The following is a 17,272-nucleotide window of genomic DNA, read 5'->3' as shown; positions in this document are numbered from 1 at the left end:
CGCCAAGCGCGGATACTCGGACAAACTGCTCGGATTGCGATTATCGCCCTGGTTTCAGCAATGGCGCTGCAACAGATGGGAATTGCTAGCGATATCGTTAACTTAGCTTTTGGATTGCTATTGGGAGCGATCGCTGTCGCGATCGCCTTGGCTTTCGGGTTGGGTAGCCGCGATGTTGCAGCTGGGCAAGTCCGCGAATGGCTGGCATCCTTTAAAGAAGATAAAACGCCTCGCTAATCACAAATTTTCTTGGTCAGTTAAACGTAGGGTGGGCATCCGTGTCCACCCTTTTCAAATGTTCCTCACGCACCATCATTCCTTAGTACCTGCTTGCTTGAGCAACTCAAGTATTTTGGTGTGTCCTTTATACTTGGCAATATCTAAGGGTGAGTTTCCATTCTTGTCTTGTTCTGTTACATTAGCCCCTTGGTTAATTAAGCTTTTAACCTCATCAATATTGTTTCTAGCTATAGCCAATAAGAGTTTGTCATTTTCATTCTGACTTTGTCCTAAAGACTCTTCCCAGTCTGCCCAAGACTGTTCTAGTTCATGCTTTTCCTCTAGTTCTAATTCTTTTTCAATATCTTTAAGGGTAATAATAAGGCGATTCAGTATAGCTTTTTGCTCTCGATTTAGGAAAATCTCATTGATTTTTTCAATTCGGCTGCAAAATAAGTCTGAAAAACCTCTCTCTTGCAAAACACTTCTGGCTAGCCTGGGGAGAAAGTAACACAAAGCTTCATCCGAAATGAGCGAGTAATCACAGATCATCATTGAGCATTGCTCGTCGCTCATTTCATCTTTTAAAACTTCACCAAAATCTCGCTGAATCGCTAAATATTCACCCTCAATAACTCCCTTTTTTGGAAGAATAGGGATGATCAAAGGCTTTTTGAAGGCTGAGAAAGCTTGGTTAATATCATCTAATAAAGACTTATCTTCCATTCTTTTTGCTATAGAGGTTGGAAAAAAGAGAGTTTACAATTTATTTATAATATCTATATTTTGATTTGCTTTTTAGTACCTTTTCTGGAACTCGCGCAGAGGACATTGTCCTCCGCGCTCCAACTACAACGTCTAGTCAGACAAATACAATTACTATATTATGACTTTAACATGCACAAAACAAGCATTTTATTATAAGTATATTCGAGCTAAATAAAATACATCGATCAGTTGCACTGATCGATGTATTTATAAATCGAATTAGATGAATTTCAAGTAATAAAAAACAAGCGATCGCTTGTTTTTAAAAAGAGCGATCGCTTGTTTTAATTCACTAACTTTGCACTCAACTCATTCTTAATCCGATTCAAAATTGAGGCTTCATCCAGCGAAGTCAGAATGCGACTCACCACGGCTTTTGGGCCATCGGGACCCCAGGAAGCTCCATTCGCCAAGTAAGTTTTAGTGACTTGTCCAATCCCGTAAGAAGAAACCCCAGAAACACCTGCCTGAGTCACGGCAACTGATAAATAGGGGCCTAAAGACACTCCACCCGTTGCAGGTGCGGAGAATCCTAACAGACTTTTCAGGGAACTGAGTCCCAAAGTTGCTAAGAGTTCGCTAGCGCTAATTCCGCCCATACTGATGGCAATTTTTTGTAGCAGTCCCACCGCTCCCGGCTGGGTCATAGGGATGCCGTAGAGTTTAGATAAAGTGAGAATCATTGCCACGTCGATGACGGCACCGCTGAGGAGATCGACAACCGTGACCGGGTTGAGGGCGATCGCAACTGCCTTCGTCATCACCCCTTTCCAGATGATCTGATTCGCACTTTCATCGCGAATCTGCATCTTCCTAGCAATCATCTGTTCGTTCACATCATCGGCATACAGCATGGTATTGAGCGCTACCAAAGCCTTGCCTTCTCGGTGCAAAATTTCCAGAATTTTCAGCTTCAAATCCAGAACTTGGGGCGTTCCCGGTCGTCGCTGCACTGCCCTCGTTCCGTCAGGACGGCGAACCGCCTGCGCCACCAGGGGAGAGGCAGCAACCATTACAATTTCATCCGGTGAGAGCAATTCCCGCACCCGTTCATCCCGAATTTTGCGATAAATCGCCATCCGGTCGGCATCCGGATACTGGTCAATTTTGTTAAATACCAGCAACATCGGTTTACCGACTTCCCGCAATTGCGAGAGCGCCTCGTATTCCACCTTGTTCATGTCGCCCGAAATGACAAACAGCAGCAAGTCTGCTTGTCTGGCAACTTGTCTGGCTAAGGTTTCGCGGGTTTCTCCGTCTACTTCGTCAATTCCAGGGGTGTCAATTAGCTCGATTTGGGAATTGCCCGCACTCGGCAGCGTGACTCGTAGGATATCGCTGACGCTTCCCGTCTCATTCTCCTGAGTCAGTTGCCAGCTGGCACCTTGATGGGTGCGGGTGACGCCATGAAGCGGTCCCGTTTCAAACACGTTCTGACCTAATAAGGCGTTCAGTACTGAAGATTTACCCCGTCCCACCATCCCAAAGGCGGCAATCTGGACGACCGATCGATCTAACTTCTCCAGCATCGTTGCCAAATCATTAATCTCGGATTCCAGTCCCGTCCGCTCTTGAGGAGTGAGATCCAGGTTATCTACCAAGTCTCGCAGAGCATTTTGCGCCTTTTTGTAATTCAGTTCTGCTTGGATGTCATCAAAGCTCAAAATGGCGTTATCTAGTTCCCGATCCAAATCTGTCGCGTCCGGGGTTTGTGAAGGGAACTGGCTGGCATTTGGGGTTCGGTCAGACGATAAACGACTCAAAATTGCACCTTTTTTGCTCAGATGTTACTCTTCTTTCATCCTAGTCAATACCGATCTAGTCTGGCACTTTCCATATCCAGAGGGATATTTTTACTCGGTTCGTGCCAGCTCAGTATCAGCTGTGAGAATGATGTTATCTCGAAGGCGATCGCAATAAGTTTAGTATTGTTGCTGAATGAAGGTATTTGATCGGCACAGCGATTGTGAGTTCTAAGCGTTTACCTCAAACTACTGCCCACGTCCGAATTACCCATCTTTCCTGGCAACTGGGCTTTCTGGCAGGGGAAGTCACGGCGGCGGAATATGAATGGCAGTTCCAGTGGTGTTTCCGACAGGGTCAATTGTCGGTGACACCCTCTTTGGGACGCGCTTTAATTCAGGAACCTCTGGGTCGATTTTTAGAACAGAAAGATTACCAGCTAGAGCCTGGAGGGGACTATGCGTTTACGATCCGGGCGGAACTTTAAAAGTTTTGAGTTTTGAGTTCAGTTTAAATTAAGAAAGTTAAGAATGACAGAGTTTCCTAGTTCCTCGTCTCTCGTTGCTTCATGTATCTTTCGATGAGGAGGATGGCAACAATGTCATCGATTGGTCGGGGTAGACTCCGCATCCCTTGGGGAATCAGGCGTCCTAAACCTTGGGGAGGGTACATTTGCCAATAGCGATCGCGTGCTTCCAATGTACTGTAGCGCTCATCTACCAGGACAATCGGCACCAACGTTGGGAATTGCTGAAGTTTCTTTTTCCAACTTTTGGAAGTGGTTTGATCGCCCATCACTAGAGTATCAATCGGGAATTTTTCACACAACTCAAGGAGCGTTGCGATCGCTGCTTCTGCTGGTACAACCTGGTGGTAATGCAGAGAATTGTCTTTCCCCACTACGGCTAAACCACACTTATCGCGCCCTGGATCGAACCCTAAAATCATCTGAATTGGCTAATTGCTAATTTACGAATGGTTAATTGCCATTAGTCATCATCTCATCACTCATGACTAATAAATTACATCCTCACCACAACTTCTCCGTCTTCAACTGCCTCCAAATTTAATTTCATGGGTCCGGCAATATAGGCGTCCTCTGCCACGACCGCTTTCAGAGAAATCGGCTTATTGTGCTTTTTCAACTGCTCGATAAACCGAATCAAGCTAACAATTCGATTGTCGCCAACCTGAACTGTATCGCCCAAAATCCCCGCGCGAGTAGCTCGGAACTGGGATGCTCCAAGCAGCAGGTCAATCCGCTGCCGAATTTGTTGGTCGGTCATGTTTGAAGGATCGGCAGATGTCGTTGCTACGACTTCACCAGTGCGGAATACAACTTGATTGGGTGCGGCGTCTGCAAAGACTTGTACCTGCTTTTCTCCCTGGACATAGTTACCAGCCGAAAAAACTCGGACTACATAGTTTCGACCATCCTGAATCTGGTTGATCAGTTGCTCGACCTGTGCCTCTGTAATTTGCACGACCCGTTCGTTCGCCACCTTGTTGAGACCGGGTTGGGTCGCTTTAATCGCTGTCCGATTCGCTTCCCGTAACAGCTGCTCAATGACCTGTCGGGCTGCGGCTGGCTCGACAATACGAAAAACGCCAGCCGCCAGAACCTGACCGCGCAGCAGTGCCAGACTACCCTGACGCAAAGTTTGATAAGACTGGTAATACTGTTCTAAGGTTGCCACTTCCTGCTCTAGGGAAGCTTGTTGTTTTTCGAGTTCTTTAAGGCGATTTTCTCGCTGGGCAATCACCTCATCTCGTTGAGAAATTTTGTTATCAAGTAGAGATAAGGCTTTGTCTCGCTGGGCAATTTGCTCATCGCGATCGCTCAGGCTCTTCCGAAAGGCAGCAAGTTTCTCATCAAGTTCCACAAGGGCTTGATCCCGCTTGAGAATTTGCTCATCGCGTTGGCTAATTGCTCGGTCTTGCTGGGCAATTTTTTGGTCGCGCTGAGTCACTTTCGCTTTGAATTCAGTAATTTCAGCTCTGACTTGATTTCGCTGCTGGAGCAATTCTTGGCGTTCTGCTTGAAGTTGTTGGATTTCCGAACGTAGCGTCTTCGCTTGCCCAGAGACAGAGGTCAGCTGTTTTTGGGTTTGCTGAAAGCTGCTGGCGACCCGACTCAGTTCGCTTTGAGTTTGATTTAGTTGCGCCTCCGTCTGGCCTTGTTTAGCCAGCGCAGCTGCCAAAGATCGATTAATCGCATCTAAGCGCTGCTGAGCGACAGATTGCTGGGTGCGAGCTTGAGCGAGTTCCTTCTCTACTTGCTCTTTTTGGGCGGCGGTTTTAGCAAGTTCGCTTTCGGTTTTCCGTTTCTGCTCGTTCGCTTTGGCAATATCCTTACTTGCTGTCTTGAGTTTTTTCTGCACTTCTTGGAGTCTAAAAACTCCAATCCGCAATTGTTCGCTGGTCGCGAAGATGATTGTTAGTGTTGAGGCAGAAATCGTTAGCCCTGTCAGAATCGTTACTAAAACAGCTGTTTTGCGGGGACGCAGATTGAACAACGACAGGCGTGCTTTTCCCACGCGCGTGCCAATGCGATCGCCTACCGTTGCGATGACGCTTCCCAACACTAAAATAGACAAAATCAGGAAGAGCGCACTGTCGGTCATTGTCTGCTACAGTCATTCCAGTTACAGCCTATCGCATCGCAGGCTAGAGAAAGGGTTAACAGGAATTAAAGATCGAAGGTGAAATCGGAAAGGTTAAAGGTTGCAAGGTTGAAAACTATCCGCTTAAAACCTGAGACCTTTTAACTGAACTCCCGACTAAATGTTAAAACTTGATAACTTGCTCGCGCTACCATGCCGTTTTAACCGACAACCTAACCGACAACCTGACCAAAGCCTCTAGCTGTTTTCAAGTAAACTGCTGACTCAGTGTAACTGGGTTGTGTACCGTAATTTTTTTCTTGTGGATAGAAATCATTTTTTCCTCCCGCAAATCTCCCAGTAAGCGGGTGACAGTTACCCTGGTGGAGCCGATTGCTTCTGCGATCGCTTGATGAGAAAGCTTCAGATCGATCGTAATTCCATTGGCGGTAGGAACGCCAAAATCACGGCACAGAATCAACAGAAAACTCACCAAGCGCGATCCCATATCTCGGTGAGCTAATGTCTCAATCATCATTTCTGTTTGCAAAATGCGCGAAGAAAGCCCTCGCAGCATCAACATCGATAGCTCCGGATTATCCTTGAGCGATTGCTCTACCTGATCGATCGGTGCCGAAAGCAGCTCCACTGGCGTAAATGCTACAGCGTGATAAAACCGATCCGAACGATGCCCTGTAATTAAGGACAGTACTCCAAAAACGCTGTTTTCTCGCAGCAGCGCCACGGTAATTTCTTCCCCAGCTTCATACACGCGAGACAGCTTTACTGCACCTTTGAGCAAAAAGTATACCCGTTCAGCCGGGTCTCCTGGGAAAAAGATCGTCTTGCCCCGCTCAAAAGTTTCCACCACGGGTGGAAACGCCCCACCTCCCAGTTGACGGAACACAGCTGCTAGCGGTCTATCTTGCGTCACTGCCACTTCCTTTTTCCTAAATGCTGCCCTACAGACTTCTGCAACTTTCTGTCGGAGGAACTTTAACCATAGCAAAACAACTATGAGAGTTTTCTGACATTAGACACAGATAAACTGACTTCCAAGCGGTTTTTGTGCTATTTGATACAAAATTTTAAAGTAGTTTCCCCGGCTACCTTCTTTAGTTCTCTCCCTGCTCAAGGCAAGTAAGATTATGACGGAAAATGTTGATATCTTGACAGTATCTGCGCTATCGGGTGGGATGCATGGTGAGTAAGGAGGCACGCTCCTTACCCGTACTAGACAGCCTTGCTCCGGGCGATCGCGATCTTGAATACTCCCCTAAATCGGATATCCTCTAATATTGCCTTCAAAATCGACATTTATGCTAGATTTAACCGGAAAAAACGCCCTTGTCACCGGCATTGCCAACAATCGATCGATCGCCTGGGGGATTGCTCAGCAACTGCACCAAGCGGGTGCGAATCTAGGAGTAACTTACCTGCCAGACGACCGAGGCCGCTTTGAAAAAAAAGTGGCAGAGTTGGTAGAACCCCTCAACCCCAGCTTATTTTTACCCTGCGATGTCCAGAATGAGACCCAAATTCAGTCTACATTTGACGCCATCCGCGATAAGTGGGGCAAGCTAGACATCCTGATCCATTGTCTTGCTTTTGCGAACAAGGAAGATTTATCAGGTGATTTTAGTACCACTACCCGTGCTGGCTTCACCCAAGCTCTAGAAATTAGTACCTATTCGCTGGTACAACTTGCTGGGTCAGCAAAACCACTGATGACAGAAGGTGGCAGCATTGTCACGCTGACTTATCTAGGCGGCGTTAAGGTGATCCCCAACTACAACGTGATGGGAATTGCCAAGTCTGGACTGGAAATGAGTGTCCGTTACCTGGCAGCTGAATTAGGACCGCAGAATATTCGCGTGAATGCAATTTCGGCGGGTCCCATCCGTACTTTGGCATCGTCGGCGGTAGGTGGCATTCTGGATATGATCCATCACGTTGAGGAAGTGGCACCGCTGCGACGCACTGTAACTCAGAAAGAAGTGGGAAATGCGGCTGCTTTCTTGTGTAGCGATTTGGCAAGTGGCATTACAGGTCAGGTGCTGTATGTCGATGCGGGATACGAGATTATGGGGATGTAAAAAGAATCAAACATTAAAAATTAAAAATTAAAAAGCAAAGATTCTGCTAATTTTTAATTTTTAATTTTGCATTTTAAAGGCTTTCGCGTCTCCCAGATGCTCAGTAACGTAGGATAATAAACTTAACTTTATTTTCTTGAGTGAGCATCTGCGATGCAGGCACGCGATCGCCAATTTACACCTTCTCCAAGCATTGAACAGCTTTTGTCTCCTCGCATGGCAAGGGTTCCGCGCAAGACGGGCGAAACGGATGTTATCGTCACCGTCAAATTAGACGGGAATGGCACTTGCAATGCCAAAACCGGCATTCCGTTTTTAGACCATATGCTGCATCAAATCGCCTCTCACAGCCTGATTGATTTGGATGTAGCCGCGACGGGAGACTTGGAAATTGATGACCACCATACCAATGAAGATGTGGGAATTACCCTAGGAATGGCGTTGCATCAAGCACTGGGCGAGCGCAAAGGAATTGTCCGATTTGGGAATTTCCTCGCCCCTCTCGATGAAGCGTTGGTTCAGGTAGCGTTAGATTTTTCCGGACGTCCTCATCTGAGCTATGGCTTAGAGATTCCGACTCAGCGAGTCGGGACTTATGACACCCAGCTGGTGCGGGAATTTTTTGTGGCGTTGGTCAATCACAGCCAGATGACGCTGCACATTCGCCAACTAGATGGAATTAATTCGCACCACATTATTGAAGCGACGTTCAAAGCGTTTGCGCGATCGCTCCGCATGGCAATCGAAGTTGATCCCCGTCGTGGCGGTACGATCCCCAGTTCTAAAGGCGTGTTATAGGTTTCCTTGCAAATACACTCCGATAAAGGCAACGAGAGCCGGGGAAATCCTCACCAGGCTCTCGCTTCATTCTGCTGAAGTTTCCGCGACCACTGACTCTCAATTCTTCTATGTCTTCAGAAATGAGAACTTATGGAAGAGGTTTGCGGATATAGCCATATTTATTGCCAATCTTAACTTTTGCTAGCCCTTGCGAAAAAGATTGAGCGCTATCAAATTGGGGTTTAATTACGAAATTGCCACTCTTATTGATATAGCCCCATTTGTCGCCGTTCTTTACCGCTGCTAGGTCTTCTGAAAAGTTATAAATATTATCAAATTGTGGGGGAATGACAACATTGCTTGCCTTGTCAATATAGCCTACCTTAGTGTCTATCGTTATGCCCGCCAGCCCTTGAGAAAAGTCCCCAGCCCAATCAAATTGGAGTGGAATAACAAGATATCCCATTCTGTCAATATAGCCCCACTTATTATTACTGGATATCACTGCTAGTCCTTCCGAAAAAAACTTAGCTTCCTCAAATTCCAACGGAACAATAACGTCTCCCCGATTATCGATATAGCCCCATTTGTTGTCTTTTTTGACTGGCGCGAGTCCTAGGGCTGATTCACTGCGATCGCTTATAGAAAAAGATTCAGCAACATCAAACTGGGGCTGAATGACGAAGTTGCCTTTCTTGCCGATATAGCCCCACTTTTTACCGATTTCTACCGCCGCCAGCGCTAACGCAGTGCGATCGCTTATAGAAAAAGATTCAGCAAAATCAAATTTTGGGTTAATTACCAAGTTCCCTTTCTTATCAATATATCCCCACTTTCCATCTATCTTTACCGCTGCCAGCCCTTGAGAAAAATTCTTAGCCAAATCATATTTTGGTTTAATGACTAAGTTGCCACTCTTGTTGATATAGCCCCACTTGTTCTTTAGTTTGATAGCCGCTAACCCTTGGAAAAAAGATTCGGCATTATCAAATTGAGGTTTGATTGCGAAGTTGCCTTTATTATCAAGATAGCCCCATTGGCCGTCTATTTTGACTGCTGCTAGCTCTTCTGAAAATGAATCAGCCCAGCTAAATTTAAGCGGGATGACTATTTGCGAATTACGGGCTTGTCCCTCAGTTGCATCAAAATTAACTTGAGAAGTCCGAAAATTTGAGATGGCTTCACATCCAGAAATTAGAGCGATCGCTAATCCAAACAGAAGGCTGGCAACCGCGACAAGCAATCTGTTGTGAGTTGCAATTTTCATAAAAGTACCCTATCCAATCGCAGCCAAGATTTAAGTAATCAATATTTGTTAATCATCTGAAGTAAACCCTGTTATTGTCAGTGAAATTCTAAAGCTTGCTGGTAATGCCTGACTAGATTAGGCTATCCGAATTTAGAATTAAAAAATTAGAAAGGCACCCAGCTAGCTGAGTGCCCCTGTTTTATATCGGCGCGTGATTACTGTTTCAACATCAAGAAGGGGTGCGAGGAGCTGTCAGGACATCCCAAGCCGCTTTAGCAGCTTCGGCAAGGCGATCGCCTAAAGTTGACACTTCCTTCACGATGGACTCCCAGTTCTTCTCTGCATCCATTTGAATGAGTTTAATCGAGTATGAAATTCGCTCTGGATCGAACAACTTATCCTGTTCAATCTTCTCCCGTGCTTGTTTCACTGCATTGAGATAGGCATCGCGAGTATATTCGGTAGCAGATTTTGTTTCTACCTGCGCCCGTTTTTTAATGGCGTCAATCAGCGCCATCGTTTCACGCTTCAAATCTTCGGATTCGCCTGCCATATTTTCATCAACGATAGCCTTTGTCTCCGGGCTAACTGTTATGGCGGTTTCTGTATTATTAGGGACTTCTGTATTCATGGCTACATCTCATGAGTAGAGTTTTGAGTGAAAAAGATTAGCTTTTAGTAAGGTTCGGCTACTAATTTCACAAACCGGAAAATTGAAGAAATGCTAGTACAGCCAATAAATCATCAGCGGTAGCTAACTATTGGGGCAAGAAACGCGATCGCACGACCAATTGTGACAGCAACGGCTTGAGTTAACGTGTCGCGATTGTAGATATGGTAGAGTTCGTAAGTTCGTCACAGCTACTAAAGCAATCCCTACCAAGGCACCCGTCCAACCACCAATGAACCAGTAGCTGACGGTAATGATTGGCGCACTAAACAGACCTAATTAGGCAACGGTTTTAAACTGATTCACTCCGCTGGCTCTCGTTGAAGGCATCTGCTTAAATAAAGGGCTATATCAGAAATAGCATTTCTGTAGTATATTTCCTTCAGCCTATCGGTATAATTTCAGAGGGTTATGGGAAAAAACGATAGCAAAGGTACGGGTTAACCAACCTAACCTCCTAGGAGAAATCGCTGGATTGGAGACCCTTCATTCCCCAGTCCGAGAGTCTAATTTTCAAGTTAAATGCTGCAAGACCCCGCGATTCGTCATCCCATTGCCATCAGTTTAGGAGCGATCGCTGGAGCATTGAGTCGCTACTATCTCACCCTCTGGTTTGCCCAACGCTTCGGCACCAGCTTTCCCTACGGCACCTTTTTTATCAACCTTACAGGTTGCTTTGGGATGGGTTTTTTTGTCACTCTCGCGTTAGAACGGGTAGCGAATATTCCTCTAGATGTGCGATTGATGGTAACGACCGGCTTTTTAGGAGCTTACACAACTTTCTCCACTTATGGGTTAGAAACATCTACTCTACTGCGCGATCGCAGTTATGCCGCCGCCGGTATTTACTGGGCAGGTAGCGCCATACTTGGAATTATTAGCGTTCAGCTAGGCACGCTTCTGGCTCGGATTGGGCGGTAGAAAAAACCCTATGACTGCTTAGCACGCACCATTCCCAGAGCCTTCAATCTCGATCCTTGGAGACTAGACTGGTGCAGGAAAAATATCAACAATTGATTAAGTAGGGCGGTTGGCTCTCATTGGTGCTGCATTTACTCTTAAATCCCACGAAAACAACCGTACCAATGCCCTTTAGACTAAAAGCAGCAACAAACTTAACACTGGATTAAGAGGGTCTACCTTGACTGACACCAATACTCCTTTCCAGACAGTCTCGCGCAGCGAACTCCGGCAGCTTGTCCGAATGCAGCTGCAAATGCTGCTTGAGGCGGAAGACCTTCAGGGAGCAAAAGCAATCCTCGTCCCGGTCCAACCGGCGGACATTGCAGAAGCCATTGAAGGGTTGCCAGAGGCGATGCAAGCGATCGCCTTTCGCTTGCTCTCCAAGGACGAGGCGATTGAAGTTTATGAATATCTCGACTCTAGCGTGCAGCAGGCGCTGATTGAGGAATTCCGGCGGCAGGAAGTTCTGGACATTGTTGATAAAATGTCCCCTGATGACCGGGCACGACTTTTTGACGAACTGCCCGCTACCGTTGTCCGTCGTCTGCTCGAACAGCTCACCCCCACCGAACGCCAAGCGACAGCTCAGTTGTTGGGTTACGAGGCTGGTACTGCTGGACGATTGATGACACCAGAGTATATCTCTTTGAAAGAAAACATGACGGTGGCGGAAACGCTGGAGCGAATTCGCAGTTTAGCCCATGCTACTGAGATTATTTATTACCTTTATATTACGGATGCTGCTCGTCACTTGTCGGGCATTTTATCCTTACGCGATTTGGTAATCGCCAATCCCGATCAGAAGATTGGGGACATTATGACCCGTGATGTAGTGTGCGTTTATACCAGCGATGACCAGGAAGAAGTGGCGCGGCTGATCGGGCGCTATGACTTTCTCGCTGTCCCGGTGGTAGACCGGGAAAAGCGTTTGGTGGGCATTGTCACCGTTGATGACGTGATTGACATCATCGAACAAGAAACGACAGAGGATATTTACAAACAGGGCGGTCTCCAGTCGGGGGGCGACAATTATTTCCAGACGGATTTACTCACGGTGGCTCGCAAGCGTGTCGTCTGGTTGTTCGTTTTGCTACTAACCAATACTGTCACCGGCACGATTATCAAAGCGGAAGAGGAAATTCTTCGGCAAGTGGTGTCGCTGGCGGCGTTTATTCCCTTGTTAACTGGCACTGGCGGGAATGTCGGTTCTCAATCCTCGACAGTCGTGATTCGGGGCTTGAATACCGAAGAACTTCGAGAAATGGGGCCAGCACAGGTGGTAATGCGAGAAGCGATCGCTGGGGCACTCCTGGGAGTGATGTTAGGCACCGTGGCAACGTTATGGGCTTTCTGGCTCCTGAATGGAGATTGGTCAGTCTCGCTGGCTGTAGGGATTAGTTTGGTGGCTATCTCGGTTTTGGCATCAGTTGCTGGTTCCGGTCTTCCGTTCATTTTCCGCGCTGTCGGGTTAGATCCGGCTTTGATGTCAGCACCGTTTATTACAACGGCAGTTGATGTATTGGGCGTACTGATTTACTTTAATTTGGCGCGGCTAATTTTGAAGTTGTAGAAGCGAGTAACTGGGTATTCAGTTGAATCAGGAAGTTATGAGAAGGTGATATCAAATCCGCTTGAGCAACCAGTGCATTCTTGTCGGCGTAGCCTCCTGAAAGGGTATAGAACCATAATTCCTGCGGCTTCGCTTTTCCCTCGCCGCTGACAAAGAGGGTTTGGGGATGAGCTTTCAAATGATGGTGAATCAAACGAATTTGATATACGTAAAATTAAACGTTGCGGATGAAATTTCGCGTCTACAATTCTGTTGCTGTATCAGGAGCAACAATTTCCCCTTCCATACTCATTAAAGAGTCTTGATCGGTAATCAAATCACTCAACTCATGGAAAGTGACGCCCATATCTTCACAAGCTTTCTTGAGTTCTCGCTTAAAGGTGCCTAAATCCTCACCATAGCCTGACAGATGAGCCGCAGTTTCAACTCCCTGTTTTGCATTTGCTTTAGCACAATCAACCAGCTCTAAACCTTTCAGAGGTGTGGGTGAGGCCATAAGTAGTTTTGAATTTTAAGTTGTATTATTTGCAGCATACTGAGATTTACTCCAGAGACTTATCCTTCTGGAGTTAGAAAATCGAGGGAATTCAAATGCTTTTAGCGATGCTGCCAATATTTACAGACAGCATAGGCGAGGGTAACGACGCCAGTAATAATGGCAGATTCATCCACCTCAAATTGGGGATGGTGCAGCGGGTAGTTTTTTCTGTCCGGGTATCCCACGCCTAGTCGAAACATTGTACCGGGAGCGTGTTCCAGATACATCGAAAAGTCTTCCGCACCGAGAGAGGGTTCTAGTAAAATCTGGACGCGATCGCTTCCCCACGCTTCTTTGGCAGATGTTTCCACCAACTGAGTCAACGCTGAATCATTTTGTACAGAAGGGACTCCCCGGCGATAGTTGACTTCGCAGGTGGCACCGTAAGTTTTACAGATATTGCAGACAATCTGCTCGATCCACTGGGGTAAGGTGGCATGAGTTTCCGGATGTAGCGATCGCACAGTTCCCAATAATCGCACATGATCGGCAATCACATTTGGGGCGCGTCCGCCCTCGATTTTACCAATCGTTAGGACGACCGGGCGCAACGGGTTCTGTGTGCGGCTAATCGCTTGCTGAAGAGAAGCGATCGCTTGCGCCGCAATCCAAATTGCATCAACTGCCTCATGAGGACGCGCCCCATGCCCAGATTCGCCTTTAATAATAATCTCCAGATCGTCTGCGGCTGCTGTCAAAGCACCGTAACGAATTCCCACCGATCCCGCCGAAATAGAAGGGAAAACGTGAACGCTCATAATCGCGCTGACATTCTGCATCACCCCATCTGCAACCATCCACCCAGCTCCTTGGGCAATTTCTTCGGCTGGCTGGAACAGAAAGCGCACATCTCCTGGCAAGGCCTCTCCGAGCTGAGATAGTATCATCGCCGTGCCTAAACCGACTGTGGTGTGGACATCGTGACCGCAGGCGTGCATAATTCCTTGAAGACGCGAGGCATACTCTAAACTGGTGCGTTCTAGAATGGGCAAAGCATCCATATCAGTGCGAATTGCCAGCAGTCGATCGTCGATGCCTTGTCCTTTTAATTCTCCAATTACGCCAGTTTTACCCACTGCTTCTTGGACGTGAAGTCCACAGGAAGACAAAACGCCAGCAACATAGGCAGCAGTTTGGTATTCTTGACCGCTTAGTTCTGGGTGAGCGTGGATATGTCGTCGGATTTCAATCAGGCGGGGCGCTAGTTTTTCAGCAATGTCTTTAATACGAGTTAGCACGGATTTCTTAATTGAATGAACGCTTATTTCATGATAAGAGTGGTTAAAAAACTCAACTGCCCTTTAGTCATTCAATTATAAGGACTGTGAGGGATTGCTGAATAATGGGTAAATAGAAAGCAATTGCAGAATAGTTACAAAAGTAGTGATTCTAAGCCTTGACAAAAACAGGGCAGAGGCTATAGGGAGCTAGCTGGACGTGATGCGATCGCTACTGGGATCGATTGATATCAAAACGTACTATTAATCATCATTCCCAAATCTAAATACCTTTCTACCCAGATAGTCGCATTTACAGATTTCGATACTTTCTTGATAATCATTCGGGTGAGAATCGCCAATTTCAAAACAGTTTTTAGGCGATTTTCAGAGGTTATAAAAATAAATTAAATTTAGTATTACCGGAAGGGTTACTTTATCAAAAAGGAAAAAACTACCACTGCTGACAAGTAGCGATCGCTTTCAGCTAATTATGCAAAGCTTGTAGTCATATATCTGCTTGAGCGATCGCATTAGCCCGTTGCTAAGGTCTAGACGTATCGGTAGCCTGCAAAACCCAGTCTAGGTAGAACGAGATATTACGCTAGCGAGTCTGGATCTAACCCCATCGCACGAAGTTGTTTTGCTAGAACTTGAGCGCGTTGTTCAGCAAGTTGGGCGCGCTGTTCGGCAAGTTGGGCGCGTTCTTCCGGTGTCAGCAATCTTTGCCCTTGCTCGTCGTACCAATACAACCACTCCCGCGTTATTCCTTGATAAATTCCCCGTTCTGCACCAATCGCCAATCCCATTTCTGGTAGCCAAACCGGGTTTCCTGGCTGCAACACATATTCGCCATCAACTAACCGATGCACTTCTAAATGCGGCTTTCTGCGACGGCGGGAGGAATAAATTACGTAGTACAACACCCCTAAATTCGCATAATCTAGCTTTTTTTGGCTGTATTCTTTCCGATAAGTTTGGGAGACAACCTCCAACACCATCGTGGGGACACGCTCTTCTTCCCAAATCGCATAACTTAAGCGCAGTTCTTCATCAAAAAACCGCTCGACTCCTAAGCTAAGAAATCCATCGGGGACGATAGCTGGTTTATCTGGATCGTAGTATATTCCCATATCTACGCCAAAAAACCAATCCATGCGATCTGCCCAAGCCATAGCCAATATAGCTTTTAGTAAACCGGGGATTAAATCTTGCAGTTCATTATCCACAGGCGTTTCGTCAGAGTCGGGTAGCTCCTCGGAAGAGGGAAAATACTTCGGTGGCTTGTACTCTAACATGGCTGATTTCCCTAAGACTACTGACTCTATGATAAATAAGTAGATACAAACAAAAAAATTAGAGAAGCCCATTTTCTAAAAAATGGAATTTCTCTAAATTTATTTAATGCAAGTAGACTTGTCCCTTAAATAAAAACTTAATCGCAGACTGCAAAAGTTTTTTGTTTACCATCTAAGAAGTATAAAGCCTCAGAACAGTAAGCAAGAGAATCTACATCTAGTTGTTTGGGTGGTTCATCGGTCTTACTAACTTTCCACAATTCAATCGCTGGTGTATTAATATAGGTTTTTTCTTCTGGCGATTCCGCTTTCAAAGGACTATACTTGCGGTTAGCTAAACCTTTTTCTCCTGCGGGTTTGAAGTCCATTGAAGTGTAAATTACCCCTTCTTCTGGCTTCGTGGTGCGCCTGTAATCTTTCACGAGCGATCGCTCAAACTTTTCATTGCCTTGATTCAGGGCGATTTGAAATCGGAAATCAGCCGTTTCTTCAGCTACTAATAACATTGCATAGTCTTTCAAGCCATCTTGATTAAAATCAGCCGAGAAGATGCTGCAAGTAAACTTCTGGTTCGGAGTTTCACTAGACTTAAAGTTGCGAATCGACGGTACAAAATCGGATTCCTTAGCGAGGCGGTGTTCGCCAAGGGTTGCTTTCACAGGTTGCGGGACTTCGCCTTGACACTGCAAATTGGGTAACTCAGCCACTGTTGAGGGAGTTGGGGAAGTTGTCGATGTTGTTGATGTGGACTGGTTGGAATTTGTTGTAGAGTTACAAGCACCCAACATCAGAACCATTGCCAATAAGAAAATTTTTTTTATCATGAGCTGCTAATTAAATCTGTCTGCTCAAGTAGAGCTTCCAAGGCGCGATCGCAAATTCCGGGGATTAAGTGTACACCATCCCAACTAGGGGTGGGTTGAAAGAGCAGATTGGCGCATTTACGCATCTCGGTTTGTTCTGTTTCAACGACCATCCCAACTAGGGGTGGGTTGAAAGCTGCTATGACGTTCAGCAGCGAACGCATCGCGGCGGTTTCAACGATCATCCCAACTAGGGGTGGGTTGAAAGACACCGGGTTAAATGACCAAAAAGAGTTCACTCTTGGTTTCAACGACCATCCCAACTAGGGGTGGGTTGAAAGATGGCTCACAGCCTCAAGATTTTGCATTGGGACTGGTTTCAACGACCATCCCAACTAGGGGTGGGTTGAAAGGTGCCTTTTCTGCGTTGGTTGGGCTGGCGTTAACGGTTTCAACGACCATCCCAACTAGGGGTGGGTTAAAAGGTGTGGGCGATCGCTTAGAAGACCAAAAAGCGGCAGCGCAAGCTGGGTTTCAACGACCATCCCAACTAGGGGTGGGTTGAAAGCAAAACCGCAGCAAGAACTTTCTCGTATTGCAACTGTTTCAACGACCATCCCAACTAGGGGTGGGTTGAAAGAATAGACCTCTTGCACGAATCAGCTAACCAGAGCTAGCTCAAAGTTGATGATGCCTGCGAGTAGATGCACTCGGCGCGTAAAGTGCCGCCGTCGATTCCGATAGCGCTCAGCCAA

17 protein-coding genes, 2 pseudogenes and 1 CRISPR repeat array are annotated in these 17,272 nt (G+C 46.5%); of the genes and pseudogenes, 6 read left to right on the top strand and 13 right to left on the bottom strand.

What is annotated here, in order from left to right; translation table 11 throughout:
- Window positions 1-237 (top strand): annotated as a pseudogene (locus H6F50_RS22100) (hypothetical protein); the annotation flags it as partial.
- 75 nt (window positions 238-312) lie between these two features.
- On the opposite strand, the gene H6F50_RS22095 reads toward H6F50_RS22100, so the two are convergent.
- On the bottom strand, window positions 313-945 hold the full coding sequence (locus H6F50_RS22095; protein WP_190410000.1) for an ankyrin repeat domain-containing protein: 633 nt from the start codon (window positions 943-945) through the stop codon (window positions 313-315).
- Between the two features lie 326 nt (window positions 946-1,271).
- Window positions 1,272-2,678, bottom strand: a complete 1,407-nt coding sequence (locus H6F50_RS22090) for a GTP-binding protein (RefSeq protein ID WP_242029164.1) — start codon at window positions 2,676-2,678, stop codon at window positions 1,272-1,274.
- 275 nt (window positions 2,679-2,953) lie between these two features.
- Here H6F50_RS22090 and H6F50_RS22085 point away from each other — a divergent pair, with 275 nt between their 5' ends.
- Window positions 2,954-3,217, top strand: coding sequence for a DUF3146 family protein (locus tag H6F50_RS22085; protein WP_190430361.1), 264 nt, complete (start codon window positions 2,954-2,956; stop codon window positions 3,215-3,217).
- A gap of 56 nt (window positions 3,218-3,273) precedes the next feature.
- On the opposite strand, the gene H6F50_RS22080 is transcribed toward H6F50_RS22085, so the two are convergent.
- The 3 genes from H6F50_RS22080 to ntcA form a co-directional block, all read right to left on the bottom strand.
- Window positions 3,274-3,678: a pre-16S rRNA-processing nuclease YqgF gene (locus tag H6F50_RS22080; protein WP_190430360.1), complete on the bottom strand. Its 405-nt coding sequence runs from the start codon at window positions 3,676-3,678 to the stop codon at window positions 3,274-3,276.
- Window positions 3,679-3,752: 74 nt separating this feature from the next.
- The gene (locus tag H6F50_RS22075) at window positions 3,753-5,354 is read right to left on the bottom strand and encodes a DUF3084 domain-containing protein (RefSeq protein WP_190430359.1); all 1,602 of its coding nucleotides are present in this window, start codon (window positions 5,352-5,354) and stop codon (window positions 3,753-3,755) included.
- 247 nt (window positions 5,355-5,601) lie between these two features.
- Window positions 5,602-6,273 (bottom strand): global nitrogen regulator NtcA, encoded by a 672-nt coding sequence (gene ntcA / locus H6F50_RS22070; protein ID WP_190409995.1) that lies wholly within the window; start codon window positions 6,271-6,273, stop codon window positions 5,602-5,604.
- 379 nt (window positions 6,274-6,652) lie between these two features.
- Between ntcA and fabI the strand changes: the two genes are divergently transcribed.
- Window positions 6,653-7,429, top strand: coding sequence for an enoyl-ACP reductase FabI (fabI, locus tag H6F50_RS22065; RefSeq protein WP_190430358.1), 777 nt, complete (start codon window positions 6,653-6,655; stop codon window positions 7,427-7,429).
- 153 nt (window positions 7,430-7,582) lie between these two features.
- The gene (hisB, locus tag H6F50_RS22060; RefSeq protein ID WP_190430357.1) at window positions 7,583-8,227 is read left to right on the top strand and encodes an imidazoleglycerol-phosphate dehydratase HisB; all 645 of its coding nucleotides are present in this window, start codon (window positions 7,583-7,585) and stop codon (window positions 8,225-8,227) included.
- A gap of 130 nt (window positions 8,228-8,357) precedes the next feature.
- Here the strand turns inward: hisB and H6F50_RS22055 are convergent, their stop codons facing one another.
- The 3 genes and pseudogenes from H6F50_RS22055 to H6F50_RS28055 all read right to left on the bottom strand — a co-directional run.
- Window positions 8,358-9,476: a WG repeat-containing protein gene (locus tag H6F50_RS22055; RefSeq protein WP_190430356.1), complete on the bottom strand. Its 1,119-nt coding sequence runs from the start codon at window positions 9,474-9,476 to the stop codon at window positions 8,358-8,360.
- Between the two features lie 211 nt (window positions 9,477-9,687).
- Entirely contained in the window at window positions 9,688-10,089 is a 402-nt protein-coding gene (locus H6F50_RS22050) for a hypothetical protein (protein ID WP_190409991.1), read from the bottom strand.
- 119 nt (window positions 10,090-10,208) lie between these two features.
- Window positions 10,209-10,401: pseudogene (locus tag H6F50_RS28055) on the bottom strand (hypothetical protein); the annotation flags it as partial.
- Window positions 10,402-10,650: 249 nt separating this feature from the next.
- On the opposite strand from H6F50_RS28055, the gene crcB reads away from it, so the two are divergent.
- Complete coding sequence (gene crcB, locus H6F50_RS22045; RefSeq protein ID WP_190430355.1) at window positions 10,651-11,049, top strand: fluoride efflux transporter CrcB; 399 nt, start codon at window positions 10,651-10,653, stop codon at window positions 11,047-11,049.
- A gap of 220 nt (window positions 11,050-11,269) precedes the next feature.
- A complete protein-coding gene (mgtE, locus tag H6F50_RS22040) occupies window positions 11,270-12,661 on the top strand; it encodes a magnesium transporter (RefSeq protein ID WP_190430354.1) in 1,392 nt (463 codons plus the stop codon).
- Here mgtE and H6F50_RS22035 read toward each other — a convergent pair.
- From H6F50_RS22035 to H6F50_RS22015, 5 genes are all read right to left on the bottom strand, one after another.
- Window positions 12,630-12,854 (bottom strand): hypothetical protein, encoded by a 225-nt coding sequence (locus H6F50_RS22035; protein ID WP_190430353.1) that lies wholly within the window; start codon window positions 12,852-12,854, stop codon window positions 12,630-12,632. The two genes, mgtE and H6F50_RS22035, sit on opposite strands and share 32 nt — an antisense overlap.
- A gap of 48 nt (window positions 12,855-12,902) precedes the next feature.
- Window positions 12,903-13,157 carry a hypothetical protein gene (locus tag H6F50_RS22030; protein ID WP_190430352.1) on the bottom strand — a complete coding sequence of 85 codons (255 nt, stop codon included), beginning with the start codon at window positions 13,155-13,157 and terminating at the stop codon, window positions 12,903-12,905.
- A gap of 101 nt (window positions 13,158-13,258) precedes the next feature.
- Complete coding sequence (locus tag H6F50_RS22025; protein ID WP_190430351.1) at window positions 13,259-14,437, bottom strand: amidohydrolase; 1,179 nt, start codon at window positions 14,435-14,437, stop codon at window positions 13,259-13,261.
- A gap of 578 nt (window positions 14,438-15,015) precedes the next feature.
- Window positions 15,016-15,714, bottom strand: coding sequence for a Uma2 family endonuclease (locus H6F50_RS22020; protein WP_190430350.1), 699 nt, complete (start codon window positions 15,712-15,714; stop codon window positions 15,016-15,018).
- Window positions 15,715-15,851: 137 nt separating this feature from the next.
- Window positions 15,852-16,538 (bottom strand): hypothetical protein, encoded by a 687-nt coding sequence (locus H6F50_RS22015; protein ID WP_190430349.1) that lies wholly within the window; start codon window positions 16,536-16,538, stop codon window positions 15,852-15,854.
- Between the two features lie 65 nt (window positions 16,539-16,603).
- Window positions 16,604-17,157: a CRISPR direct-repeat array (repeat unit 37 nt; unit sequence GTTTCAACGACCATCCCAACTAGGGGTGGGTTGAAAG).
- Window positions 17,158-17,272 lie beyond the last annotated feature (115 nt).

Source organism: Coleofasciculus sp. FACHB-712 (assembly GCF_014695635.1).
Classification (GTDB): Bacteria; Cyanobacteriota; Cyanobacteriia; order Cyanobacteriales; family FACHB-T130; genus FACHB-T130.
This window is presented reverse-complemented; position numbering and strand designations above follow the sequence as displayed.